The sequence below is a fragment of the Streptacidiphilus alkalitolerans genome, assembly GCF_042511045.1.
Taxonomy (GTDB): domain Bacteria; phylum Actinomycetota; class Actinomycetes; order Streptomycetales; family Streptomycetaceae; genus Streptacidiphilus; species Streptacidiphilus alkalitolerans.
This window is the reverse complement of record NZ_JBHEZX010000011.1, coordinates 236,211-259,778: the sequence shown is the minus strand read 5'-3', so window position 1 is coordinate 259,778 and position 23,568 is coordinate 236,211. Positions and strand designations below refer to the sequence as shown.

At 70.1% G+C, this 23,568-nt stretch carries 23 protein-coding genes; 12 read left to right on the top strand and 11 right to left on the bottom strand.

Annotated features, from left to right (window positions below):
- Positions 1–4 precede the first annotated feature (4 nt).
- Together ACEZDG_RS24845 and ACEZDG_RS24840 are read right to left on the bottom strand one after the other, a co-directional pair.
- Complete coding sequence (locus tag ACEZDG_RS24845; protein ID WP_380513280.1) at positions 5–778, bottom strand: class I SAM-dependent methyltransferase; 774 nt, start codon at positions 776–778, stop codon at positions 5–7.
- A 74-nt stretch (positions 779–852) separates the two neighbouring features.
- Positions 853–1,446, bottom strand: coding sequence for a DUF3043 domain-containing protein (locus ACEZDG_RS24840; RefSeq protein WP_380513240.1), 594 nt, complete (start codon positions 1,444–1,446; stop codon positions 853–855).
- 239 nt (positions 1,447–1,685) lie between these two features.
- Here ACEZDG_RS24840 and ACEZDG_RS24835 point away from each other — a divergent pair, with 239 nt between their 5' ends.
- Together ACEZDG_RS24835 and pspAA are read left to right on the top strand one after the other, a co-directional pair.
- Positions 1,686–2,471: a PspA/IM30 family protein gene (locus ACEZDG_RS24835; RefSeq protein ID WP_380513238.1), complete on the top strand. Its 786-nt coding sequence runs from the start codon at positions 1,686–1,688 to the stop codon at positions 2,469–2,471.
- Positions 2,472–2,482: 11 nt separating this feature from the next.
- On the top strand, positions 2,483–2,761 hold the full coding sequence (gene pspAA / locus ACEZDG_RS24830; protein ID WP_380513236.1) for a PspA-associated protein PspAA: 279 nt from the start codon (positions 2,483–2,485) through the stop codon (positions 2,759–2,761).
- 66 nt (positions 2,762–2,827) lie between these two features.
- Here pspAA and nadA read toward each other — a convergent pair whose 3' ends face one another.
- Entirely contained in the window at positions 2,828–4,012 is a 1,185-nt protein-coding gene (nadA, locus tag ACEZDG_RS24825; RefSeq protein ID WP_380513235.1) for a quinolinate synthase NadA, read from the bottom strand.
- Positions 4,013–4,215: 203 nt separating this feature from the next.
- On the opposite strand from nadA, the gene ACEZDG_RS24820 reads away from it, so the two are divergent.
- Both ACEZDG_RS24820 and ACEZDG_RS24815 read left to right on the top strand, forming a co-directional pair.
- Positions 4,216–5,346, top strand: coding sequence for a low temperature requirement protein A (locus ACEZDG_RS24820; protein ID WP_380513278.1), 1,131 nt, complete (start codon positions 4,216–4,218; stop codon positions 5,344–5,346).
- Positions 5,347–5,367: 21 nt separating this feature from the next.
- Positions 5,368–5,823: an Lrp/AsnC family transcriptional regulator gene (locus ACEZDG_RS24815; protein WP_380513233.1), complete on the top strand. Its 456-nt coding sequence runs from the start codon at positions 5,368–5,370 to the stop codon at positions 5,821–5,823.
- Here the strand turns inward: ACEZDG_RS24815 and ACEZDG_RS24810 are convergent.
- A complete protein-coding gene (locus ACEZDG_RS24810) occupies positions 5,820–6,407 on the bottom strand; it encodes a Uma2 family endonuclease (protein ID WP_380513231.1) in 588 nt (195 codons plus the stop codon). The genes ACEZDG_RS24815 and ACEZDG_RS24810 overlap by 4 nt on opposite strands.
- Positions 6,408–6,626: 219 nt before the next feature.
- Between ACEZDG_RS24810 and ACEZDG_RS24805 the strand changes: the two genes are divergently transcribed.
- Positions 6,627–7,991, top strand: a complete 1,365-nt coding sequence (locus tag ACEZDG_RS24805) for a pyridoxal phosphate-dependent decarboxylase family protein (protein ID WP_380513229.1) — start codon at positions 6,627–6,629, stop codon at positions 7,989–7,991.
- Positions 7,992–7,995: 4 nt separating this feature from the next.
- Here ACEZDG_RS24805 and ACEZDG_RS24800 read toward each other — a convergent pair whose 3' ends face one another.
- Positions 7,996–8,874 carry a GNAT family N-acetyltransferase gene (locus ACEZDG_RS24800; RefSeq protein ID WP_380513228.1) on the bottom strand — a complete coding sequence of 293 codons (879 nt, stop codon included), beginning with the start codon at positions 8,872–8,874 and terminating at the stop codon, positions 7,996–7,998.
- A gap of 160 nt (positions 8,875–9,034) precedes the next feature.
- Between ACEZDG_RS24800 and ACEZDG_RS24795 the strand changes: the two genes are divergently transcribed.
- A complete protein-coding gene (locus ACEZDG_RS24795) occupies positions 9,035–9,388 on the top strand; it encodes a HesB/IscA family protein (RefSeq protein WP_380513226.1) in 354 nt (117 codons plus the stop codon).
- A gap of 63 nt (positions 9,389–9,451) precedes the next feature.
- Here ACEZDG_RS24795 and ACEZDG_RS24790 read toward each other — a convergent pair whose 3' ends face one another.
- Both ACEZDG_RS24790 and ACEZDG_RS24785 read right to left on the bottom strand, forming a co-directional pair.
- Positions 9,452–10,030, bottom strand: a complete 579-nt coding sequence (locus ACEZDG_RS24790; protein WP_380513224.1) for a hypothetical protein — start codon at positions 10,028–10,030, stop codon at positions 9,452–9,454.
- A gap of 97 nt (positions 10,031–10,127) precedes the next feature.
- Positions 10,128–10,349, bottom strand: coding sequence for a hypothetical protein (locus tag ACEZDG_RS24785; RefSeq protein ID WP_380513222.1), 222 nt, complete (start codon positions 10,347–10,349; stop codon positions 10,128–10,130).
- 207 nt (positions 10,350–10,556) lie between these two features.
- Between ACEZDG_RS24785 and ACEZDG_RS24780 the strand changes: the two genes are divergently transcribed.
- Positions 10,557–11,531, top strand: coding sequence for a carbohydrate kinase family protein (locus ACEZDG_RS24780; RefSeq protein WP_380513220.1), 975 nt, complete (start codon positions 10,557–10,559; stop codon positions 11,529–11,531).
- Positions 11,532–11,631: 100 nt separating this feature from the next.
- Here the strand turns inward: ACEZDG_RS24780 and ACEZDG_RS24775 are convergent, their stop codons facing one another.
- Positions 11,632–12,999, bottom strand: coding sequence for a cysteine desulfurase/sulfurtransferase TusA family protein (locus ACEZDG_RS24775; protein ID WP_380513218.1), 1,368 nt, complete (start codon positions 12,997–12,999; stop codon positions 11,632–11,634).
- Between the two features lie 337 nt (positions 13,000–13,336).
- Here ACEZDG_RS24775 and ctaC point away from each other — a divergent pair, with 337 nt between their 5' ends.
- From ctaC to ACEZDG_RS24750, 5 genes are all read left to right on the top strand, one after another.
- Entirely contained in the window at positions 13,337–14,206 is an 870-nt protein-coding gene (ctaC, locus tag ACEZDG_RS24770; RefSeq protein WP_380513216.1) for an aa3-type cytochrome oxidase subunit II, read from the top strand.
- Complete coding sequence (gene ctaD, locus ACEZDG_RS24765; RefSeq protein WP_380513215.1) at positions 14,203–15,984, top strand: aa3-type cytochrome oxidase subunit I; 1,782 nt, start codon at positions 14,203–14,205, stop codon at positions 15,982–15,984. Before ctaC ends, ctaD begins: the two co-directional genes overlap by 4 nt.
- Entirely contained in the window at positions 15,981–16,379 is a 399-nt protein-coding gene (locus ACEZDG_RS24760; protein WP_380513213.1) for a cytochrome c oxidase subunit 4, read from the top strand. Before ctaD ends, ACEZDG_RS24760 begins: the two co-directional genes overlap by 4 nt.
- Before the next feature lie 155 nt (positions 16,380–16,534).
- Entirely contained in the window at positions 16,535–17,776 is a 1,242-nt protein-coding gene (locus tag ACEZDG_RS24755; protein WP_380513211.1) for a L,D-transpeptidase, read from the top strand.
- A gap of 96 nt (positions 17,777–17,872) precedes the next feature.
- Positions 17,873–19,837, top strand: a complete 1,965-nt coding sequence (locus ACEZDG_RS24750; RefSeq protein ID WP_380513210.1) for an MFS transporter — start codon at positions 17,873–17,875, stop codon at positions 19,835–19,837.
- A gap of 61 nt (positions 19,838–19,898) precedes the next feature.
- On the opposite strand, the gene qcrB is transcribed toward ACEZDG_RS24750, so the two are convergent.
- Genes qcrB through qcrC form a run of 3 tightly spaced genes read right to left on the bottom strand, consistent with a single transcriptional unit; the run spans position 19,899 to position 23,460 of the window.
- Entirely contained in the window at positions 19,899–21,584 is a 1,686-nt protein-coding gene (gene qcrB, locus ACEZDG_RS24745; RefSeq protein ID WP_380513208.1) for a cytochrome bc1 complex cytochrome b subunit, read from the bottom strand.
- Positions 21,584–22,651, bottom strand: a complete 1,068-nt coding sequence (qcrA, locus tag ACEZDG_RS24740; RefSeq protein WP_380513206.1) for a cytochrome bc1 complex Rieske iron-sulfur subunit — start codon at positions 22,649–22,651, stop codon at positions 21,584–21,586. The genes qcrB and qcrA overlap by 1 nt, the downstream gene beginning before the upstream one ends.
- Positions 22,648–23,460, bottom strand: a complete 813-nt coding sequence (gene qcrC / locus ACEZDG_RS24735; RefSeq protein ID WP_380513276.1) for a cytochrome bc1 complex diheme cytochrome c subunit — start codon at positions 23,458–23,460, stop codon at positions 22,648–22,650. The genes qcrA and qcrC overlap by 4 nt, the downstream gene beginning before the upstream one ends.
- Positions 23,461–23,568: the final 108 nt, after the last annotated feature.

Genomic DNA, 23,568 nt, shown 5'->3' with positions numbered 1-23,568 from the left:
ACGATCAGCCCGGCCTGGTCCCGACCAGGTGCAGCAGGGCCGCCACGGCGCGGTACGGGTCGGTCCTCCCGGCCCGCTCCTCGGCGTCCAGCAGCTGCATCAGCTGCCGTCCGTCGGCCGGCGGCGGCTCGTGGTCGGGGGTCTGGTCGGTGAACACCCGGACCCCGTACCAGCGGCGCAGCGGGACGGCGATCTCGGCCAGGGTGCGGGTCAGCGGCTCCAGCCGGTCCGCCCGGGTCTGCTGGCCCATCCGGTTGGTGTAGCGCTCGTTGCTGAAGGCCTCGATCGCCCCGGACCAGTCCCCGCCGCAGCCGGGCCGCATCGCCAGCGCGTCCCCGTTGCGGACCACGACGGACAGCATCCCGCCGGGCGCGAGCACCCGGGCCAGCGAGGCGAGCATCGGCTCGGACTCGGGCATGTACATCAGCACCCCGTGGCAGAGCACCACGTCGAAGCTGCCGGGGCCGAACCAGCGCCCGCAGTCGCCGCCCTCGCCGGTCAGCAGCGAGATCCGCTGCCGCACCTCGGGCGGTTCCACCGCCAGCGCGGCCTGCGCGGCGCCGAGCGAGACCGGGTTCGGGTCGAGCCCGGTGACCAGGTGCCCGGCCCGGGCCAGCCGCACCGCCTGGGTGCCCTCGCCGCAGCCCACGTCCAGCACCCGCAGCGGAATCCCCTCGGCCCGGTCGGCCGGGTCGAAGTGCTCGGTGATCTGCTCGGCCAGCTGCCGCGCCACCAGCTCCTGGCGGACCAGGTTCCTGACCCCGCCCAGTCCGGACAGCCAGGTCCCCGCGGCCGCGCCGAACGCCGCCTGCCGTTGCTCCGGCAGCCGGCCCCGGTGGGCGAAGGTCTCGATCAGGGCTTCTGCCCTCGCTTGACCTGCGGCTTCGGCAGCCGGAAGCGGCGCATCTGCAGGGTGCGGATCAGCATGTACGGGAGCGCGCCCTTGTGGCTCTTGTCGGCGAACCGCAGCCGGAGCTGCTTGCGCAGGCCGAAGGAGAGGATCACCGAGTGCACCACCATCAGCACGATGATGACCACCCACAGCACCAGCGACAGGAACTTCAGCTCGGTGCTCTTGGTGACGCTCAGCACCAGGATCAGCACGGCGAACGGCAGGAACCACTCGGCGGCGGTCATCCTGGAGTCCACGTAGTCACGCGCGAAGCGGCGCACCGGGCCCTTGTCGCGGGGCGGCAGCCCGGCCTCGTCACCGGTCAGCAGCGCGGCGCGGGCCTTCTCCCGGGCGGCGCGCTCGCGCACCCGGGCGTCCTTGGCTGCCTCCTTGCGGTCCTTGGGCACATAGGCGCGGCCGCGCCGGTTGGCCTCGGCCTCGCTGCGCTTGGGCGTGGGGCGGCCCTTTTTCGCTTCTGCGGGCCGCTCGGGCGCGTCGGGCTTCTCGAGCGTGACGGCGTCTGCGGGGGCATCCTGGGAGCTTCGTCGGAACACAGGGAAAGAGTACGTGGTCAGGGGACTAATCCCTAGTCCTGCAGGGAACCACGGGTGGTCAGGGTCGCGCTCCGCCCTGCGGGCGAGGCCCTTCCGGGCCGAATCCCCCGCACGGATGACGCTGACGCGGCCCGGCTGTAGCACTCTTGTTGCAGGCAGGTGCGCTGCGGTGGACGCCCCGAGCCCCGTAGTCTTGGGTACAAGAACCGGCAGGCCGGAGAAGGGGGCGCGCGAGGCCCATGAGCGACGGAATCATGAAGCGGATGTCGATGATCTTCCGCGCCAAGGCGAACAGTGCCTTGGACCGTGCGGAGGACCCACGGGAGACACTCGACTACTCGTACCAGAAGCAGCTCGAACTGCTGCAGAAGGTGCGTCGTGGAGTGGCCGATGTGGCGACGTCCCGCAAGCGCCTGGAGCTCCAGCTCCAGCAGCTTCAGAAGCAGTCCTCGACGCTGGAGGAGCAGGGCCGCAAGGCGCTCTCCCTCGGCCGCGAGGACCTGGCCCGCGAGGCGCTCACCCGCCGCTCCGGGATCCAGCAGCAGGTCTCCGACCTGGAGACGCAGTACCAGGCGCTGCAGGGCGAGGAGGAGAAGCTCACGCTGGCCTCCCAGCGGCTGCAGGCCAAGGTGGACGCCTTCCGTACCAAGAAGGAGACCATCAAGGCCACCTACACGGCCGCGCAGGCGCAGACCCGGATCGCCGAGTCCTTCTCCGGCATCTCGGAGGAGATGGGCGACGTCGGCCTGGCGATCCAGCGGGCCGAGGACAAGACCGCGCAGATGCAGGCGCGGGCCGGCGCGATCGACGAGCTGCTCGCCTCCGGTGCGCTCGAGGACTCCTCGGGCATGCGCAAGGACGACATCACGGCCGAGCTGGAGCGCATGTCCAGCGGCTCGGACGTGGAGCTCGAGCTCGCCAGGATGAAGGCAGAACTGTCCGGCGGATCCGCTCCGGCCACCCCCGCGATCGAGCAGGGCCAGCCGGGCGCCACTCCGACCGACCAGCCCCGCTTCGACAAGTAGGGAGAGACCACGTGATCGTCAGGATCATGGGGGAGGGGCAGTTCGAGGTCCCGGACAGCCTGGTGGACCGGCTCAACGAGCTGGACAACGCCGTGCTGGCCGCCCTCGACACGGGCGACGAGGCCGACTTCCGGGTCAGCCTGGCCGCTCTTCTCGCCGCGGTGCGAGCCGGGGGGACGCCGGTGGACCACGAGGTGCTGCTGCCGTCGGAGGCCACGCTTCCGTTCGACGAGGCCACGGTCGACGAGGTCAAGGCGCTGCTGCGCGAGGACGGGCTCATCCCCGGCTGAGTGCGTGGCGGTGACGCGTGAGGAGGGGCGCCCCGGTGTCGGGGCGCCCCTCCTCACGCGTTCGGCCTACGGCAGGGCCAGCATCTGGTCCAGCGCCAGTTTGGCGTACTTCTCGGTCTCCGGGTCGACCGTGATCACGTTCGGGACCCGGCCCTCGACCAGCGACTCCAGGGTCCAGACCAGGTGCGGCAGGTCGATCCGGTTCATGGTGGAGCAGAAGCACACGGTGCGGTCCAGGAAGACGACCTCCTTGTCCGGGTGCGCCTTCGCCAGCCGGCGGACCAGGTTGAGCTCGGTGCCGACGGCCCACTTGCTGCCGGGCTCGGCCGCGTCCAGCGCCCTGATGATGTACTCGGTCGAGCCCACCAGGTCGGCGGCCTCGACCACCTCGTGCTTGCACTCCGGGTGCACCAGCACGGTGACGCCGGGGACCCGCTCGCGGACCTCGTTCACCGAGTCCAGCGAGAACCGGCCGTGCACCGAGCAGTGGCCGCGCCAGAGGATCATCTTCGCGTCCCGCAGCTGCTCGGCGGTGAGGCCGCCGTTGGGCTTGTGCGGGTTGTAGAGCACGCACTCGTCCGGGCTGATGCCCAGGTCGCGGACGGCGGTGTTGCGGCCCAGGTGCTGGTCCGGCAGGAACAGCACCTTGGTCCCCTGCTCGAAGGCCCAGGTCAGCGCCCGCTCGGCGTTGGAGGAGGTGCAGATGGTGCCGCCGTGCCGGCCGGTGAACGCCTTGATGTCGGCCGAGGAGTTCATATAGGCGACCGGGACCACGGTGTCGGCGATCCCGGCGTCGCTGAGCACGTCCCAGCACTCGGCGACCTGCTCGGCGGTGGCCATGTCGGCCATCGAGCAGCCGGCCGCCAGGTCCGGGAGGATCACCTGCTGGTTCACCGAGGTGAGGATGTCCGCGCTCTCGGCCATGAAGTGCACGCCGCAGAAGACGATGAACTCGGCCTCGGGCTTGTTGGCGGCGTCGCGGGCCAGTTTGAAGGAGTCGCCGGTGACATCGGCGAACTCGATCACCTCGTCCCGCTGGTAGTGGTGGCCGAGGATGAACACCCGGTCGCCGAGGGCGGCCTTGGCGGCGCGGGCGCGGGCGACCAGGCCGGGGTCGGAGGCGGCGGGCAGGTCGCCGGGGCAGTCGACGCCGCGCTCGCTGGCGGTGTCGGCCTCGCGGCCGAGCAGCAGCAGGGCCAGCGGGGTGGGCGCGGGCTCTTCGAGGGTGCCGTTCAAAGGCGTAGTGCTCACGGGCGTACTGCCCTCCTGTGGGGGTGGGGCAGCGGCGCCCCACCCTTTTCGTCTATCTGACGTTATCTATCATAACCCCGTTGCGCTGCATAAACGACAGGCGACGTGGGAGTGTGACGCACACCGCTCTGTGCGAGGCTCGCAGGTGGGGCGACCGGAAGGGTATGCGGAAGGTGAACGACAGGTCGAACGCGGTACGGCGGATGCTGCCCAGACGGCGGGACGAGGAGCACCGGGCGTCCACGCCGCTGGAGCTGTTCTTCGACCTCTGCTTCGTGGTGGCCGTGGCCCAGGCCGGCGCCCAGCTGGCGCACGCGCTGGCCGAGGGGCACGTCTGGAGCGCGCTGCCCAAGTACCTCTTCGTGTTCTTCGGCGTGTGGTGGGCCTGGATGAACTTCTCCTGGTTCGCCTCCGCCTACGACACCGACGACATCCCGTACCGGCTGGCGACCCTGGTGCAGATCGCCGGGGCGCTGGTCTTCGCCGCCGGGGTGCCCCGGATGTTCGAGGGGCACTACGCGGTCGGGGTGCTCGGCTACCTGGTGATGCGCACGGTGATGGTGACCCAGTGGCTCCGGGCGGCCGGGGGCGCGAGCGGGGCGGAGCGCACCATGGCGCTGCGCTACGCGGGCGGGGTGGCCTGCGCGCAGATCCTCTGGGTGGTGATGCTGTTCCTGCCGCACGCGGTCCAGGTCTGGACCCCGCTGGTGCTGGTGCCGTTCGAGCTGGCCGTCCCGGCCTTCGCCGAGCGGCGGTACGAGACCACCTGGCACCCCGAGCACATCGCCGAGCGCTACGGGCTGTTCACCCTGATCGTGCTGGGCGAGACGGTCGCCGCCGCCACCGTCGCGGTGCAGTCGGGCCTGGACGAGCACGACGCGCTGGGACGGGTGCTGCCGATCGCCGCGGGCGGGCTGCTGGTCTGCTTCTCCGCCTGGTGGATCTACTTCGCCCGGCCGGTGCACGACCATCTGCGCTCCAACCGGCAGGCGTTCCTCTGGGGCTACGGCCACTACCTGGTGTTCCTCTCGCTGGCGGCGATCGGGGCGGGCCTGGAGGTCGCCGTGGAGCACGCCACCGGGGCGGCGGAGGCCTCCGGGCTGCTCGCCGCGGCGGTGGTGACCGTCCCGACCGGGATCTACCTGGTCGTGGTCTGGGCGCTGCACGCCCGCTACGGCAAGACCGGGGCGGCGCAGTTCGTGCTGCCGGTGACCGCGCTGGCGGTGGTCGCGGTGACCTGGATCGGCGGCGGGGCGGCGGTGCTGGCCGCCGGGCTGGTGTGCGCGGCGGCCACCGCGACCGGACTGGCCCTGCACCTGCGCCCGGCCGGGTGAGCGTGTGCTAATCCTGTACGCGTGCCCGCACCGCTGAACCCCTCGCCGCGCCTGGACGACACCGACCGCAAGGTCCTGGAGCTCCTGGGGCGGGACGGCCGCGCCTCCTACGCCGAGATCGGCCTGCTGGTGAACCTCTCCGCGACGGCGGTGAAGCGCCGGGTGGACCGGCTGCGCGAGCGCGGGGTGGTCCGCGGCTTCACCGTGGTCCTCGACCCGGACGCGCTGGCCTGGCGCACCGAGGCGTTCGTCGAGGTCTACTGCCGCGAACGCACCTCGCCCGAGGAGATCCTGGCCACCCTGCGCCAGTTCCCCGAGGTCGCCGCCGCCTGGACGGTCACCGGCGACGCCGACGCCCTGGTCCACCTCCGGGCCGCCGACACCGGCCACCTGGAGGCGGTCATCGAGCGGATCCGCAAGCAGCCCGGCGTCCAGCGCAGCCGCAGCCAGGTGGTACTGAGCCGCCTGATCGGCTAGAGCCTGCGCTTGTCGATGTCGGTCAGGTCGATCTCGACCGGGAACGGGAAGCTGACCACGAGGCGGTCGTGGAAGATGCCAGTGGCGACGAACTTCCTGGTCGCGGGATCGGACTCATAGACATAGACGACCGGTCGGCCCCCGTCGTTCTCGACCCGCCAGAAGTGGCGGATGCCGGCCTTGGCGTACTTGTAGGGCTTGATGCCGCGGTCGCGCTCCTCGGACTCCGGCGACACCACCTCGATCGCGAGGGCGACGTCCTCCGGCAGATAGGTGGTCTGCGTCATGCTCTGCACCGCTTCGGCCCGCACCACGATGAGATCCGGCTCGGGGCGGTTGCGCGGCCCCAGGGTCACCGTCATCTCCCGGCGGATGTCCCACTTCTCCGGCGCTGCCGCCAACAGCCGGAACTCGAGCAGGCGGATCGCCAGGTAGTGGAAATCGGTCTGCGGACTCATGAAGACGAGGCTCCCGTCGATCAGCTCCGTATGCGGAGGCAGATGCGGAAGCCGGTCCAGGTCGTCTGCGGTGTAGCCGCCCTGCGGAGGGCGCGGCCACTCGGTGTCGGGCTCCACGCTGCTCATCACTGCTCCCATGGACCGGATACTCGCAGACCTACTCAGCGTACCCATTCGATCGCGGCGCGATGAGCTCTGACGAGGGAAACAGGTGTGCGGCGGCATCCTGCGCGCGGGGCGGGAAGACGCAGGAATGCTGCGTGGGGCTTGTGGTTCCACCATGGCGGGAGGGGCGTCCGCTGCCTAGGGTTGATCTTGCCGACACCGCCGTGAGAGGACCCTGCCGTGACCCAGCGCATGCACCAGTACGACGCCAGAATGGTCGACCTGGTATTCGACTACATGCGGGAGCGGCTGCAGTACGACCCGGTGCCGCTGGACCACCCCGGCGACGGCGAACGGCTGGCCGTCGCGCTGGAGGGGCTGCTGAGCGCCGGCGGAAACGATCCGGCGGAGGTGCTGAAGCTCTACGACCACGAGCTCTCCCGGGCCGTGATCTCGGCCGACAGCCCCCGCTACCTCTCCTTCATCCCCTGCGCGCCGACCAAGGCCGCGCTGCTCTTCGACATGGTGGTCTCCTGCGCCTCGCTGCAGGGCATCTCCTGGCTGGAGGCGGCCGGGGCGATCGCCGCCGAGAACCAGGTGCTGCGGCTGATCTCGGACCGGGCCGGGCTGCCGGACACGGCCGGCGGCTGCTTCGTCTCCGGCGGCTCGGCCGGGAACCTGTCCGCCCTGGTGGTGGCCAGGGACACCGCCCGGCACAAGCGCGGGCTCGCGCCCGGGGCGCGGATGCGGATCGCGGTCAGCGACCAGACCCACTCCTCGGTGACCAACACCCTGCACATCATCGGGGTGGAGAAACTGCTGGTCCCGACCACAGGGCACCGGCTCACCGGGGACGCGCTGCGGGCCGCGCTGGCGGCGGACGGCGACCCCGGGTCGGTGATCGGCGTGGTCGGCACCGCCGGGACCACCAACGCCGGGATCGTCGACGACCTGGCCGGACTGGCCGAGGTCGCCCGCGAGTTCGACCTCTGGTTCCACGTCGACGGCGCCTACGGCGGGGCCGGTCTCTTCGCCCCCTCGGTCCGGGCCAAGTACGACGGCATCGAGCACGCCGACTCCTTCGTGGTGGACCCGCACAAGTGGCTGTTCGCGCCGTTCGACTGCGCCGCGCTGATCTACCGCAAGCCCTGGCTGGCCAAGGGCGTGCACACCCAGGACGCCTCCTACCTGGACGTGCTGCACACCGGTGACAACAGCGAGTGGAACCCGACCGACTACGCCTACCACCTGACCCGCCGGGCCCGCGGCCTGCCGCTGTGGTTCTCGCTGGCGGTGCACGGCACCGACGCCTACGGCGAGGCGATCGAGGCCGGGATCGCGCTGGCCAGGGACACCGCCGCGCTGATCCGGGCCGAGTACCCGGATCTGGAGGTGGTGCACGAGCCGGAACTGTCCAGCCTGGTCTACCGGCGCAGGGGCTGGGCCGCCGCGGACTACTACGCCTGGTCGCAGCGGCTGCTGGCGGACCAGACCGGCTTCGTCACCCCGACCGGCTGGGAGGGCGAGGTGGTCTCCCGCTTCGCCTTCCTGCACCCGGGCACCACCATGGCGATGGTCCGGGAGATCCTCGACACCATGGTGTGATGCGTCACAGGAAGGCGTCGGACGGCAGCCACGGGGCCGGCGGGCGCATCCCGCGCAGCGCCAGGAAGCCGCGGGTCCGTAAGGTCAGCCCGCCGGCCAGAGCGACGTCCACGGCCCAGTCCTGCTCGGCCGTGGCGTGGGCGATCTCGGCCTCGTCGGTCGGCGGCACCCGGCTCAGCGCCGCCGTCAGCAGCACGGCGGCCAGCCGCTTGGACGTGGCGGCGAGCAGCACCACCCGGCCGCCGTCGCGGTAGCAGTAGCCGCTGCCGCTGAGGGTGTCCACCACCAGCAGTTCCTCGGTGGTGCGCAGCAGCGTCTCGTGGTCCGGGCCGTGCGCCGCACCGCGCACGGCCCGGTCCACCGAGTCCAGCAGCGGCCGGTGCGAGGCGTCGCCGAGGTGCACCGGTGTGCCGCCGGGGTCCGGCAGCGCCGCCCGGTCGACCTTCCCGGTCAGCGACATCAGCGGATGCAGCTTGAACCCCGCCGCGTGGTAGCGGCGGGCGGCCCCGGCGTCCGCCGAGGGGACGGCCATCCCGCGCAGGCAGCCGTGGCCGTAGGCGAGGGCGTGGTCCAGCAGCAGCCTGCCGATCCCGTTCCCCTGCGCCGACGGCAGCACGCAGAACAGGGAGAGGCCCCAGAGCCCCTCCCGCTTCAGCGCCAGCGCGGCCCCCACCGTCCGCCCGTCCTCCTCGGCGAGCCAGCAGCCGCCCGGGTCGGTCCTGGCCAGATGCCGGGTCACCGCCTCGTGCCCGGCGATGCGCTCCGTGGTCCAGGGGGCCGGCGGCTCGCCCGACTGCCGCTCCAGCGCGGCCTCGGCGGCGCTGTGGATCTCCCGTACGACGGCGGCGTCCGACGCTGAGTCGCGGACTGGGCGCAGGATCATGGGCCCAGTCTCGCGCCTTCCCCGGTCCGGGGAACAGTGACCCGGGTCGAGCGGTATGCGAGCATGGAGGCTGAGTAACTGAGGTTCCGGAATACTCCGGGACCGCCGCCGGTTAGCCGCTGGTAGCAGCAGTTCGTCGTCACAACCCGGGAGTATGCAGATGACCGTCCAGGACGAGACCCACGTCGAGAGCGGACTTCTCCTCAGCGATTCCGCCGCGGCCAAGGTCAAGAGCCTGCTGGAGCAGGAGGGCCGCGAGGACCTCGCGCTGCGCGTCGCCGTGCAGCCGGGTGGCTGCTCGGGCCTGCGCTACCAGCTGTTCTTCGACGAGCGCTCGCTCGACGGCGATGTCGTGAAGGACTTCGGCGGCGTCAGCGTCGTCACGGACCGGATGAGCGCCCCGTACCTGGGCGGCGCCACCATCGACTTCGTCGACACCATCGAGAAGCAGGGCTTCACGATCGACAACCCGAACGCCACCGGCTCCTGCGCCTGCGGCGACTCGTTCAGCTAGTCGGTCCAGCACGGCGCCCCCGGACCCACGCGATGGGTCCGGGGGCGCCGTGCTGTCTCGGCCTCAGTTGTGGACCGGGCCGTGGGTCATCTTGGTGCCGCCGGGGATCGTATGCGCCAGCGGCACGGCCTTGCCGGAGACGGTGTCCACGACGGTCCGCTGGTCCAGCGGCGAGCCCAGGTTCGCCGAGACCGACTGCAGCTGGACCAGCTGCGGGCACATCTGCCCCTTCGCGGTCTTCGGCCTGGCCAGGACGGTGACCTTGACCTCGCCCGGGGTGGACGACTGGTCCGCGCGCAGCGAGTACGTCGCGCAGACGCCCGCGTAGAAGTTCACCGTGAGGGTGGTGTTCACGGTCGTGTAGTTCTCGGCCTTGATGCCGCTCGGCGTGGCCGGGGCCGAGGCGCCGCCGCCGGCCGGCGCGGTGCTCGGTGGCGTGGTGGGCGGGATCTCGGTGGGGAGCGGGACCAGGCTGGGGACCGTCCCCCCGGTGCTCGCGCCGGCCGAGGGGGAGCCGCTGCTGCTTCCGCCCGCGGAGGTCGTGGCCGAACCGGACGCGCACGCGTTGGTGCCGCCCAGGGCCACGACCCCGAGGACGGCGAGTGCGGCCAGCCTCCGCGTCGTTGACGACCTATGAGTCATTGCTGCCTCCAGCTGCTGTCCCTGTCTGAACGACGATGGGACGCGGAAGGCACGGTCTGGGTTCCCAAAAATGTCAGGCTTGCGTCAAACCGTGACGTCAGGAGCCGAACTCGGAGAGGTCCTCCACCAGAGCGGAGGAGTGCGCGCTGACCGGGAAGCCGGGACGGCGGGCCGGGGCGGGCTTGGGCTCCGCGGTCGCCAGCAGCGGCCAGAACAGCCCCATCCTCCGCGAGGTGCGCACCAGCCCGGCGAGGGTGTCGGCATCGGCGTCCCCGCGCAGGTGGGAGGGAACGTTGATCGGGTTGCTCCTGGGCATCATCTGTGGCTCCACAGGCTTGAGAGGGCGGCGGGAGGGCCGTCCTCTTCCGACCCTAGATCGGCATCGGGGCGCCTTCCAGCCCTACCGCAGGGTAACCACGCGCCCCCGCTGCGGTCACGCTGAGCGAGGGGCCGGTACGGTAGGTCGGTAAGCCCCCGGTTCGCACCCCCGCCGCACTCGTTCGTGCCTTCCCAAGGAGCCAGTCTCGTGCGTATCGCAGTCACCGGATCGATCGCCACCGACCACCTGATGACCTTCCCTGGTCGTTTCGCGGAGCAGTTCGTGGCGGAGCAGATGCACACGGTCTCGCTCTCCTTCCTGGTCGACAACCTGGACGTACGCCGCGGCGGGGTCGGCCCCAACATCTGCTTCGGGATGGGCCTGCTCGGACTGCGCCCGATCCTGGTCGGCGCCGCCGGGGCGGACTTCGCCGAGTACCGGTCCTGGCTGGACCGGCACAACGTGGACACCAGCGCGGTGCGGATCTCGGAGACCCGGCACACCGCCCGGTTCGTCTGCACCACCGACACCGACCACAACCAGATCGCCTCCTTCTACACCGGGGCGATGAGCGAGGCCCGCAACATCGAGCTGCAGCCGGTCGCGGAGCGGGCCGGCGGCCTGGACCTGGTGCTGATCGGCGCGGACGACCCGGACGCGATGGTGCGCCACACCGAGGAGTGCCGCACCCGCGGGTACGCCTTCGCGGCCGACCCGTCGCAGCAGCTGGCCCGGATGGACAGCGAGGACATCCGCACGCTGGTCGGCGGCGCGGCGTACCTGTTCACCAACGAGTACGAGAAGGCGCTGATCGAGACCAAGACCGGCTGGTCCGAGGAGGAGATCCTGGACCGGGTCGGGGTGCGGGTCACCACGCTGGGCGCGAAGGGTGCGCGGATCGACCGGAAGGGCGAGCTGCCGATCGTGGTCTCCTGCCCGCAGGAGACCGTCAAGGCGGACCCCACGGGTGTCGGCGACGCGTTCCGCGCGGGCTTCCTCGCGGGGCTGACCTGGGAACTCGGCCTTGAGCGGTGCGCGCAGATCGGTTCGATGCTGGCGACGCTGGTGATCGAGACCGTCGGCACCCAGGAGTACGAGCTGCGCCGCGGGCACTTCCTCGACCGCTTTGCGGTCGCCTACGGGGAGGAGGCTGCGGCGGAGGTTCGCGGGCACCTGGCTTAGTCGGACGGTGCGGGTCTGTGACGGTACTTCGCGCAGTTCCCCGCGCCCCTGAGGTCCGTAGGGGGCGCGGGGCTGTGCTTGTTTAAAGCGCGCGCGAACCTCAGCTCAGACGGCGGACCAGGTACCGCTGAGGCGAAGTCTCGCCCACGTACTCCTGTGACCGCATCTCGCACCACGCCGGGATGTCCAACCGCGCCGCCTCGTCGTCGGACAGCACCGCGATAAGCCCACCGACAGGCACCGTGCCGATGTACTTGGCGAGTTCGATCACCGGGATCGGACACCTGCGGCCGAGGGTGTCCAGGACCAGGGTGTCGTCACCCACCCGCTCGGTCGACGGGGGGTCGAGCTTCGCGCGGACCGTGGCGACGGCCTTCGGCAGGACGTCCAGGAAGAGGTCGATGTCGGCGTCGGTGCAGTCCGGCGGCAGCGACACCCGGACGTTGCCCTCGGTGAGCGCGCCCATCGCGGCCAGCACATGGCTCGGTGTCAGCGTGCTGGAACTGCAGGAGGAGCCGGAGGAGACGGCGAAGCCGGCTCGGTCCAGTTCGCCCAGCAGCGCCTCGCCGTCCACGTACAGGCAGGAGAAGGTGAGCAGGTGCGGCAGCCGGCGCTCCGGGTCGCCGAGGACGGCGAGGTCGGGCACCAGCCGGGGCAGCTCGCCGCGCAGTCGGTCGATCCGGTCCCGCTGCAGCGGGTTCAGCGCCGCGGCCTCCTGCCGGACGGCCCGCAGCGCCACCGCGGCGGCGATCACCGCGGGCACGTTGACGTAGCCGGGCACCCGCCCGGCCTCGCGTTCGTCGGCCGGCAGCGGTGAGCGGTAGCGGACGCCCTTGCGCACCGCCAGCACGCCGACGCCGGCCGGCCCGCCCCACTTGTGGGCCGAGGCGGTGAGCAGCGACCAGCCGCCCGGGACGTCCAGCCGTCCGGCCGACTGCGCCGCGTCGACCAGCAGCGGGACGCCGGCCGCGGCGCACACCGCGCCGGCCTCGGCGACCGGCTGCAGCGTGCCGACCTCGTGGTTCGCGGACTGGAGCACGGCCAGGGCGGTGCCGGGGACGCGTACCGCGGTCTCGAACGCCTCGGCGGAGACCTGTCCCTGACGGTCCACCGGGACGCTGTGGACGCTGCCCCCGGCCGCTTCGTGCAGCTCGGCGGCATGCAGTACGGACGAGTGTTCGACGGCGGAATGTACGAGACGACGCCCGTTCCGGTGATTTCCGGCGAGTGCGCCCAGTACTCCCAGCTGGTTGGCCTGGGTGCCCGAGGTGGTGAAGGACACTTCGTCCGGCCGTGCGCCCAGCTCGGCCGCGACCGTCTCCCTGGCCGCGTCCAGCAGCATCCGGGCCCGGCGGCCGTCCCGGTAGAGCCTGGCCGGGTCGGCCCAGCCCTCGTCGAGCGCGGAGAGCAGCGCCTGCCGGGCGAGCGGGTGCAGCGGGGCGGTCGAGGCGGCGTCGAAGTACGGCACCTCCCCACGGTACGCGGGGCGGTGCTGGCGAGTCGTCAGGGGGCCGTCCGCGGGGTGGTCGTTTGGGTGCCTTATGGTGTGTCAGCCGGACCGCTCCGGTGCGTCGCCCGGACGGTCCGCAGGTGTGCGAAGTGCCCACCTGACCAGGGAATCCATCCTTTCGGGGGCCATCCGGGGGCCAGTTCGGCGCGTTAGCCGGACCTGCCCGCGAAGCCCCGTCGGGGCTGGAGTAGGGTTTGGCCCGCATAAACATCCAAACCCTGCCCGCTGACCGGGCCGCCGGGACCAGAGTGACCCGGGTGGCGCGCGAGCGGGCGAGACTTCGGGAAGGCGCTACGTGAGTCCCAACGGCTCCGACCGCTCGCCGCGGCGCTCGATGCGGCGGAAGCTGCTCTCTGCGCTGACGCTGGGCCTCGTCCTTGCCACCGCCACCGGCTGCTCGTCCTCGCAACTGCCCCGGCTCGGCCTGCCCACTCCGCGTGACGAGCAGGGCAAGACCGTTCTCTTCATCTGGCAGAGCTCGTGGATCGCGGCGCTGGCGGTCGGCGCACTCGTCTGGGGGCTGATCCTGTGGAGTGTGTTCTTCCACCGGCGCAGCCGCTCCAAGATCGAGGTGCCGGCCCAGTTCCGCTACAACATGCCTGTCGAGGCCCTGTTCACAGTAGTTCCGCTGATCATGGTGTCGGTGTTCTTCTTCTACACCGCGCGTGACGAGAACTACCTGCTGAAGAACGACAAGCCGCAGAACGTCATCAATGTGGTGGGCTTCCAGTGGAGCTGGGCGTTCAACTACAACCACGAGGTCGACCCGCAGAAGCAGTCCGCGACGGACGGGCCGCAGGACGGCGCCTACGACGTGGGCACCCCTGACGCGATCCCCACGCTGTGGCTGCCGAAGGGCGAGTCGGTCGAGTTCGAGATGACCTCGCGCGACGTCATCCACGGCTTCTGGCCGGTCGACTTCCTGATGAAGATGGACGTCATCCCGGGCGTGGTGAACAAGTTCACGGTGACCCCGACCGTGCTGGGCACCTTCCGCGGCAAGTGCACCGAGCTCTGCGGCGTGGACCACTCCCAGATGCTCTTCAACGTCAAGGTCGTCACCCCGGCGGAGTTCCAGCAGCACCTCGACGACCTGCGGGCCAAGGGCCAGAAGGGTTACGTGCCCGCGGGCATCACGACCACCGGAGTGGACAACGCCAAATGACGATCCTCAACGAACCCCAGGGGTCGACCCTCGGCGGGACGTCCGCCACGGTCCGGAAGCCCGCGCTGGAGCGCAAGTCCGGCACCCAGATCATCAAGTGGATGACCACCACTGACCACAAGACGATCGGCACCCTGTACCTGGTGACGTCGTTCGCCTTCTTCATCATCGGTGGCATCCTCGCCCTGACGATGCGTGCGCAGCTCGCCCAGCCCAACGGCGGCGTGCTGACGAACGAGCAGTTCAACCAGGCGTTCACCATGCACGGCACGATCATGCTGCTGATGTTCGCCACCCCGCTGTTCGCCGGTTTCACCAACTGGATCATGCCGCTGCAGATCGGCGCGCCCGACGTGGCGTTCCCGCGGCTGAACATGTTCGCGTACTGGCTGTACCTGTTCGGCTCGCTGATCGCGGTGGGCGGCTTCCTCACCCCGCAGGGTGCGGCCGACTTCGGCTGGTTCGCCTACTCGCCGCTGTCGGACGCGATCCACTCGCCGAGCGTCGGCGCGGACATGTGGATCATGGGTCTGGCCTTCTCGGGCTTCGGCACCATCCTCGGCTCGGTGAACTTCATCACCACCATCCTCTGCATGCGTGCCCCCGGCATGACCATGTTCCGGATGCCGATCTTCGTGTGGAACGTGCTGCTCACCGCGGTGCTGGTGCTGCTGGCGTTCCCGGTCCTGGCGGCGGCCCTGCTGGCCTTGGAAGCGGACCGGAAGTTCGGGGCGCACGTCTTCGACCCAGCCAACGGCGGGCCGATCCTCTGGCAGCACCTTTTCTGGTTCTTCGGCCATCCAGAGGTGTACATCATCGCGCTGCCGTTCTTCGGCATCATCTCCGAGATCATCCCGGTGTTCTCGCGGAAGCCGATGTTCGGCTACCAGAGCCTGATCGCGGCGACCATCGCCATCGCCGGCCTCTCGGTGACCGTGTGGGCGCACCACATGTACGTCACCGGCGCGGTGCTGCTGCCGTTCTTCTCCTTCATGACGTTCCTCATCGCGGTGCCCACCGGGGTGAAGTTCTTCAACTGGATCGGCACGATGTGGCGGGGCTCGCTGAGCTTCGAGACACCGATGCTGTGGACCGTCGGCTTCCTGGTGACCTTCCTCTTCGGCGGTCTCACCGGTGTGCTGCTGGCCTCCCCGCCGATCGACTTCCACGTCTCGGACTCCTACTTCGTGGTGGCGCACTTCCACTACGTGGTGTTCGGCACGGTCGTCTTCGCGATGTTCGCGGGCTTCCACTTCTGGTGGCCCAAGATGACCGGCAAGATGCTGGACGAGCGGCTGGGCAAGATCACCTTCTGGATGCTGTTCGTCGGCTTCCACACCACCTTCCTGGTGCAGCACTGGCTGGGCGCCGAGGGCATGCCGCGCCGCTACGCGACGTACCTGTCCACGGACGGCTTCACCACGCTGAACCTGATCTCCACCATCGGCTCGTTCATCCTGGGCGCCTCGATGCTGCCGTTCTTCTACAACGTCTGGAAGACCGCCAAGTACGGCGAGAAGGTCGACGTCGACGACCCCTGGGGCTACGGCCGCTCGCTGGAGTGGGCCACCTCCTGCCCGCCGCCGCGGCACAACTTCCTGACGCTGCCGCGGATCCGCTCCGAGTCCCCGGCGTTCGACCTGCACCACCCGGAGATCGCCGCGCAGGACTACCTGGAGAACCACGGCGAGGTGCCCCCGCACCTGACCGCGGTGCTGGAGGCCAGGGCCGCCGCCGCCAAGGACGGCGGCACCGGATCGAAGGAGGGTGACCGATGAGGGAACAGGGCAAGATCTTCGCGGGCTTCGCCGTCTTCGTCCTCGGCATCGCCATCTGGTACGGGATCTGGTCCAAGGACCCGACCGGCACCACGGCGCTGTTCATGACCTTCGGGCTCGGCGCCTTCATCGCCTTCTACCTGCTGTTCACCTCCAAGCGGGTGGACACCGGGGCCGGCGACAACCCGCAGGCCGAGGTGTCGGACGACGCCGGGGTCCAGGGCTTCTTCAGCCCGCACAGCTGGATGCCGCTGTCCCTGGGCATCGGCGGGGCGCTGATGTTCATGGGCGTCATCTTCGGCTGGTGGCTGATGTACTTCTCCGTCCCGATCCTGCTCATCGGCCTGTTCGGCTGGGTCTTCGAGTACTACCGGGGCGAGAACCAGACACAGTGACAGCGCCCCGGCGCTGAGCCAAGGGGTCGGACACACCGTGTCCGGCCCCTTCGGCGTTCACTCTTCCGAGGCAGTCGGCGGGTGGATTGTCGGAGAACTTCCTAGAGTGTGACGATACGTCGGATTTTTGACGCGGCACCCTGGAAGGACACGCGATGCGGGCTCGGTATCTGGCGGCAGCGGCCCTGCTGACGGCTCCACTGGCGCTCTCCGGTTGCAGTGGCGACTCCCCGCCCGGGCAGGAGACCTCGGTGGACGCGGCCTCGCTGGTCAGCGTCAGCTACGCGGGAAAGACCCAGGTGGACCCGTCCGCGCCGCTGGTGGTCAGGGCCGGGAAGGGCACGCTCACCGATGTCACGGTGACCTCCGCCGACGGCCGCCGGGTAGCCGGGACGGCCGCGCCCGACGACCGCAGCTGGACCTCGAGCACCCCGCTCAGCGCCGGCCAGCAGTACACCGTGCGGGTCAGCGCGGACGACGGCCACGGCGGGCGCGGAAGCACCGTCCAGCAGTTCACCACCAAGCCGGCCGCCAAGACCCTCACCGCCCAGCTGACACCCGGCGACAGCGCCGTCTACGGCGTCGGCGAGCCGATCACCGCGACGCTGAGCCTGCCGGTGCACGACACCGCGGGGCGGCAGGCGGTGGAGCGCGGACTGGTCGTCAGCTCCACCCCGGCGGTGACCGGCAGCTGGTACTGGGTCGATGACAAGACGCTGCACTTCCGTCCGCAGGACTACTGGCCGGCCCACGCCCGGATCAGCGCGGCCTTCGAGATGCAGGGCCGGCGGATCACCGGGGACGTCTACGGTGGCAAGGCCAGCAGCGTCTCCTTCAGCACCGGGGACAAGCTGCTGGCGCTGACCGACGCGGGCAGCGACTACATGACGGTCTACCGCAACGACCAGAAGATCAAGTCGCTGCCGGTCACCACCGGCAAGCCGGGCTTCGACACCCGCAACGGCGTCAAGGTGGTGCTGGAGCAGGAGCAGTCGGTGTTCATGGACTCCAGCACCGTCGGCATCGCGGCCGGCAGCTCCAACGCCTACGCCCTGAACGTGCTCTGGGACACCAGGGTCACCTGGAGCGGCGAGTACGTCCACGCCGCGCCCTGGTCGGTGGGCTCGCAGGGGGTCTCCAACGTCAGCCACGGCTGCACCGGGATGAGCACCGACGACGCGCACTGGTTCTACGACACCTTCCACAAGGGCGACGTGGTCCAGGTGGTCAACAGCAAGGGCCACGCCATGGAGCCCTTCGGCAACGGCTTCGGCGACTGGAACCTGTCCTGGACCGACTGGCTCAAGGGCAGCGCGCTGGGGCAGCCGGTGCGGACCTCGGCGGTGACCGGCGCCGGCGGCACCGCCCAGGTCGGACTGATCCGCCCGGAGGCCTGAGGAATCCGCGCCGACTCCTGAAAGATCCAGTACGTACGATCCCTTCCCGCAACAATGGGCGAGTACGGTAACTGGCTTTCCAGGAGGGGGATTTCGGTGTCCGAGAGCGCCACCGCGGTACGCGCGTCCATATCCTCGGCGGGGACGGACGGGCAGCGGTCGAGATTTGTGCTGCCCGTGGTCCTGGTCGGCACCTTCATGGCGGTGCTCGACGTCGCCATCGTCAATGTGGCCATCCCCTCGATCCGGGGCGGCCTGCACGCGGGCTTCGGTGCGGTCGAACTGGTGGTCTCCGGCTACACCATCGCCTATGCCTCACTGCTCGTCACCGGCGGCCGGCTGGGGGACATCCTCGGCCGCAAACGGATGTTCGTGATCGGCCTGCTGCTGTTCTCCGCCGCCTCGGCGCTCTGCGGGGCGGCGCCCAGCATCCTGGTGCTGATCATCGCCCGGGTGCTGCAGGGCATCGGCGGGGCGCTGCTCTACCCGCAGGTGCTGGCGATCATCCAGTCCACCTACGCGGGGCCGGCCCGGAGCAAGGCGCTGGGCACCTTCGGGGCGGTCATCGGCATCGCCTCCATCGCCGGACAGCTGATCGGCGGCAGCCTGCTGGCCGCGAACCTCTTCGGCTGGACCTGGCGGCCGGTCTTCCTGGTCAACGTCCCGATCGGGCTGCTGGCGGTGCTGGCGGCGCTGCTCTGGCTGCCCGCCGACCGACCGGAGGCCAGGACCCGGCTGGACCTCGGCGGGGTCGGCCTGGCCACGCTGTTCCTGCTGCTGCTGACCGTGCCGCTGCTGATCGGCCGGGACCAGGGCTGGCCCGTCTGGCTGCTGGCCTGCCTGGTGGCGGCGCTGCCGGTCGGCTACGCCTTCGTCCGCTACGAGAGGCGGGTCTCCGCGGCCGGCGGGCAGCCGCTGGTCCGGCTGGAGCTGTTCCGCAACCGCAGCTTCGCCAGCGGAGTGCCCATCGCCATGCTGTACATGCTCGGTTATGCCGGGTACCTGTTCACCCTGGCCGTCTACCTGCAGACCGGCCTGGGCTTCTCGCCGCTCAAGTCCGCGCTGGTGTACACCCCGGGGGCGGTCGGCTTCTTCATCACCTCGCTCACCGCGCCCCGTCTGGTGCCGCTGCTGGGCCGCCATGTGCTCTCGCTGGGCTACGTGGTGGCCGCGCTGGGGATGCTGGGGGCGGCGGCCACCTCGGCGGCGGCCGGGACCTCACTGACCGTCTGGTCGCTGGCGCCGACCCTGTTCGTCGCCGGTCTCGGCCAGGGGCTCGGCTTCTCACCGCTGGTGGGCACCATCATCTCCGGGGTGGACCCCAAGGACGCGGGCTCCGGCTCCGGCATCGTCACCACCGCGATCCAGACCGGCAATGTGCTCGGGGTCGCGCTGCTCGGCCTCGGCTTCTTCACCCTGGTCGGGCAGGCGCTGCCGGGCGCGGCCTACGCCACCGCGTTCTCCGAGATGCTGCCGGTCTCGGCCGGGCTGATGCTGGTCGCGGCGGTGCTGGTGTACCGGCTGCCGCACGCGCCGGGGCAGCCGTCCAACGGGCTGATCGAGCGGCTGCCGGGCTGGGCCGGCGGCTTCGCCTGGTCGATGTTCCTGGCCACCGGCGGCCGGGTCGGCGACACCCTGTTCACCGACCTGCTGGCGCACATCCGCAGCAGCCGGCTGGCCCGGGCCGAGGAGGCCCCGGACGCGCTGGGCGACTTCCTCGCCTACCACTACCACGAGCAGGAGGCGGGGGACGGCTCCTGGCTCGGCTACCTGGAGCGTGAGGCTCTCGCCTACGGCGACCGCGCCGTCCCGCACGAGGAGGAGCGGCAGCCGGTGATCCAGGCCCAGGTCGCCGAGATCGCCCGGCGCCAGGCGGCCGGGCTGATCAACGACGAATGCGATCCGGAACTGTTCCGGCTGCTCTGCTTCGCGCTGGCCAGCTACCCGGCGCTGCTGCCGCAGGTCACCAGGATGGCCACCGGGCTCAGCCCGCACGACCCCGCGTTCGTGGCCCGCTGGGAGCACTTCCTGCACCGGATCGGCGAACGCCTGGAGAGCTGACCGACGACGGAAGGGCCCCCAGCCTCAAGGCTGGGGGCCCTTCCGTCGGTTACCGCCGGGATCAGTGGTGGCCGTGGCCGCTGGTGAGCTCGGCGTGCTCCTCGGGGGTCGGCTTGGGGATCTGCGCCGCCTCTCCGAAGTAGCTCTGCGACAGCTTGGCCCGGACCTTGGTCAGCACCGGCACCTTGGCCTTGACGCCGTTCTCGTCCACCGGGGCGGGCAGTTCCAGCGGCTGGAGCTGCTCGTGCGCGGTGAGCGTGTGCAGCGCCTCGGCGTCCAGCGGGGCGTGCACCTCGATGAACTCACCGTGCGGCAGCCGCTTGATGGTGCCCGACTCGCGGCCGTGCAGCACCTTCTCGCGGTCGTTCCGCTGCAGCCCGATGCACCAGCGCTTGGTGATCGTGAAGGCGATGACCGGGCCGACGAAGAAGAGGATCCGGCAGGCCCAGGTGATGGTGTTGATCGAGAGGTGGAAGTGGGTGGCGAACAGGTCGTTGCCACCGGCCACCAGCAGGATCAGGTACTCCGCGATCCAGGCCACGCCGAACGCGGTGCGCATCGGCGCGTTGCGCGGGCGGTCCAGGATGTGGTGCTCGCGCTTGTCGCCGGTGATCCAGCCCTCCAGGAAGGGGTAGGCGGCGATCACCATCATCACCCCGCCGAAGATCACCAGCGGGATGAAGACGCCCAGTTCCAGGGTGTGGCCCCAGGCTCTGATCTCCCAGCCCGGCATGATCCGGATCAGGCCCTCGGAGAAGCCCATGTACCAGTCCGGCTGGGCGTCGGTGGACACCTGGTCGGGGCGGTACGGGCCGTAGGCCCAGATCGGGTTGACCGAGGCGACCGCCGAGACCATCGCGATCACGCCGAACACCAGGAAGAAGAACCCGCCGGCCTTGGCCATGTAGATCGGCATCAGCGGCATGCCGATGACGTTCTTCTCGGTCCGGCCGGGGCCCGCGAACTGGGTGTGCTTGTGGTAGAAGACCAGGATCAGGTGGGCCACCAGCAGGCCCAGCATGATGCCCGGGATCAGCAGCACGTGGATCGTGTAGAAGCGCGGGATGATGTCGTTGCCGGGGAACTGGCCCCCGTACAGGAACATCGCGATGTACGTGCCGACCACCGGGGTGGCCAGGATCGCGCCCTCCATGAAGCGGATACCGGTGCCGGAGAGCAGGTCGTCCGGGAGCGAGTAGCCCATGAAGCCGTCGAACATGCCCAGGAACAGCAGCAGGAAGCCGAACAGCCAGTTGATCTCGCGGGGCTTGCGGAACGCGCCGGTGAAGAAGACGCGCATCATGTGCACCAGCATGGCCGCCACGAAGACGATGGCCGCCCAGTGGTGGATCTGACGGATCAGCAGGCCGCCGCGGACGTCGAAGCTGATGTCCAGGGTGGACTTGTAGGCCTCCGACATCCGGATGCCGTTCAGCGGGGTGTAGGTGCCGTGGTAGACGACCTCGCCCATGCTGGGGGTGAAGAACAGCGTCAGGTACACGCCGGTCAGGATGATGATGATGAAGCTGTAGAGGCAGATCTCCCCGAGCATGAAGGACCAGTGGTCCGGGAAGATCTTCCGCATGTTGGCCTTGGCCAGGCCGTAGATGCCGAGGCGTCCGTCGGCCCAGTCCGCGGCCTTCTCGCCGATGTGGGCCTGCTCGACCCCGGCCTCGCTGTGGCCGACCTGGTGGTCGTCGCCGTGCGATTCTTCCGCCGAGTGCGGCGTTTCCGCGTGGATGGTCATTAGCTGCGCTCCCAGAAGCCGGGGCCGACGGGCTGGCTGAAGTCGCCGAGCGCTTCGAGGTAGCCGTCGCCGTTGACCGAGACCCGCAGCTGCGGCAGCGGGTGGCCGGCCGGGCCGAAGATCACTCGGCCGCCGTCGGACAGGTCGAAGGTCGACTGGTGGCACGGGCACAGGACGTGGTGCGTCTGCTGCTCGTAGAGGCTGATCGGGCAGCCGACGTGGGTGCAGATCTTGGAGTAGACCAGGACGCCCTCGTAGCCCCAGGACGCCGACTTCTTGTCCTTGATGTCGTCGGGCTGCATCCGGACCAGCATCACCGCGGCCTTGGCGATGACCTCCTGGAAGTCCTCGTCGCTCTCCTTCACGCCCTCGGGCATGGCGAAGGTCAGCGAGCCGACGGTGATGTCGGAGGCCTTGATCGGCTCGGTGGTGTTCATGTTGACCAGGAGCTTGCCCTTGGCCCAGTCCGTGCTGTCGAGCTTCTTCTCCGGCAGCGGGCCGAGGTCGCGGAACAGCACCACCGCGGACAGCGGGACCATCGCCATGGCGCCGATCATCGTGGTGCGGATCAGCTTGCGGCGGCCGAAGCCGCTCTCCTTGGCGCCCTGGCGGAAGTCCGCGAAGACCTGCTCGCGGACCTCGGGGGTGGCCTCGATCGGGTGCCGCTCGGCGATGTGCTCCTCGTCCGACATCAGCGTGCGGGCCCAGTGGACCGCGCCGACGCCGATGCCGAGCAGGGAGACGCCGAGGCACATGCCCAGCGAGAAGTTCAGCTTGCTGACGTGGCCGATCGGGAAGATGTAGACCACGTTGCTGAGCTGGGGTCCCGGCTTGAACAGCACGTAGGACGCGATGAAGCCGATCGTCGCGACCATCGAGAGCAGGAACCAGAACGCCACCTGGCGCTCGGCCCGGGCCGCGGCCCGCTCGTCGATGTCGGTACGTCGGTGCTCGTGGGGCGGCAGCCCCGGATCGGCGAAGGAGTCGCCGACCACGGCGACCGCTCCGCCGTGGGCCTCTTGGGCCGCCGGCAGGTGTTCTTCAGACATGTTGTCCTGGCTCGTCATGACTTCTTGGCCTTGGGGGTGCGGGCGGCGATCCAGATCGCGATACCGATCAGGGCGCCGAGCGCGAAGATCCAGCCGAACAGACCCTCAGTGACCGGGCCCAGCGAGCCCAGCGTGAGACCGCCGTAGTTGGGGTTCTTCGCCGGGTTCGTCGTGTGGGTGACGTAGGCGATGATGTCCTGCTTGTTCTGCTGGGTCATCGTGGTGTCCGGGAAGTTCGGCATGCTCTGCGGGCCGGTCTGCATGGCCTCGTAGATGTGCTTGGGGCTCACACCGTCCAGCGAGGGGGCGAACTTGCCCTCGGACAGCGCGCCGCCGGCTCCGGCGAAGTTGTGGCACATCGCGCAGTTGGTACGGAACAGCTCCCCGCCCCTGGCCACATTGCCTGCGGCGTACTGGTCGGAGGAAGGGATCGACGGACCCGCGCCCAGCGAGCCGACGAAGGCGGCCAGCCGGTCGATGTCGGGCTGCGTGTAGATGACCTTCTTCGCGGGGATCTGGGCGCCGGGCTGCTGCGCCGGCATCCGTCCGGTGCCGACCTGGAAGTCCACGGCGGCGGATCCCACACCCACCAGGGTCGGGCCGTCCTTGGTGCCTTCGCCGTTCAGGCCGTGGCAACTGGAGCAGCCGACGGCGAAGAGCTTCTTGCCCTGCTCGACCGACAGGGACTGCCCGGAGTCCGCCTGCGCACTGCTCGCGGGAGCGAACGCGGCGTACAAACCTCCCGTCGTCGCCAGTGCGAAGAGTAGGACGACGAGCGCGGCCAGCGGGTGGCGCCGTCGTGAGGAGAGCTGCTTCGGTTGGAAGATCTGGAGCACGGATTAACCCCGGTGTGAGGATCAGGAGCGTCTGGAGTCTGGTTGACCGTCAGGTCGGTCTGCGGGGACCGCCCGGCGGTGAGCCGAGGGGACGGTCCG

What these genes read in the sequence shown, in the direction of transcription:
- ACEZDG_RS24835 (WP_380513238.1), top strand. Translation starts at nt 1,686, where the DNA reads ATGAGCGACGGAATCATGAAGCGGATGTCGATGATCTTCCGCGCCAAG.
- ACEZDG_RS24820 (WP_380513278.1), top strand. Translation starts at nt 4,216, where the DNA reads ATGCTGCCCAGACGGCGGGACGAGGAGCACCGGGCGTCCACGCCGCTG.
- ACEZDG_RS24755 (WP_380513211.1), top strand. Translation starts at nt 16,535, where the DNA reads ATGCGGGCTCGGTATCTGGCGGCAGCGGCCCTGCTGACGGCTCCACTG.
- ACEZDG_RS24795 (WP_380513226.1), top strand. Translation starts at nt 9,035, where the DNA reads ATGACCGTCCAGGACGAGACCCACGTCGAGAGCGGACTTCTCCTCAGC.
- ACEZDG_RS24810 (WP_380513231.1), bottom strand. Translation starts at nt 6,407, where the DNA reads ATGAGCAGCGTGGAGCCCGACACCGAGTGGCCGCGCCCTCCGCAGGGC.
- ctaD (WP_380513215.1), top strand. Translation starts at nt 14,203, where the DNA reads ATGACGATCCTCAACGAACCCCAGGGGTCGACCCTCGGCGGGACGTCC.
- qcrA (WP_380513206.1), bottom strand. Translation starts at nt 22,651, where the DNA reads ATGACGAGCCAGGACAACATGTCTGAAGAACACCTGCCGGCGGCCCAA.
- ACEZDG_RS24790 (WP_380513224.1), bottom strand. Translation starts at nt 10,030, where the DNA reads ATGACTCATAGGTCGTCAACGACGCGGAGGCTGGCCGCACTCGCCGTC.
- ACEZDG_RS24785 (WP_380513222.1), bottom strand. Translation starts at nt 10,349, where the DNA reads ATGATGCCCAGGAGCAACCCGATCAACGTTCCCTCCCACCTGCGCGGG.
- qcrB (WP_380513208.1), bottom strand. Translation starts at nt 21,584, where the DNA reads ATGACCATCCACGCGGAAACGCCGCACTCGGCGGAAGAATCGCACGGC.
- ACEZDG_RS24800 (WP_380513228.1), bottom strand. Translation starts at nt 8,874, where the DNA reads ATGATCCTGCGCCCAGTCCGCGACTCAGCGTCGGACGCCGCCGTCGTA.
- ACEZDG_RS24760 (WP_380513213.1), top strand. Translation starts at nt 15,981, where the DNA reads ATGAGGGAACAGGGCAAGATCTTCGCGGGCTTCGCCGTCTTCGTCCTC.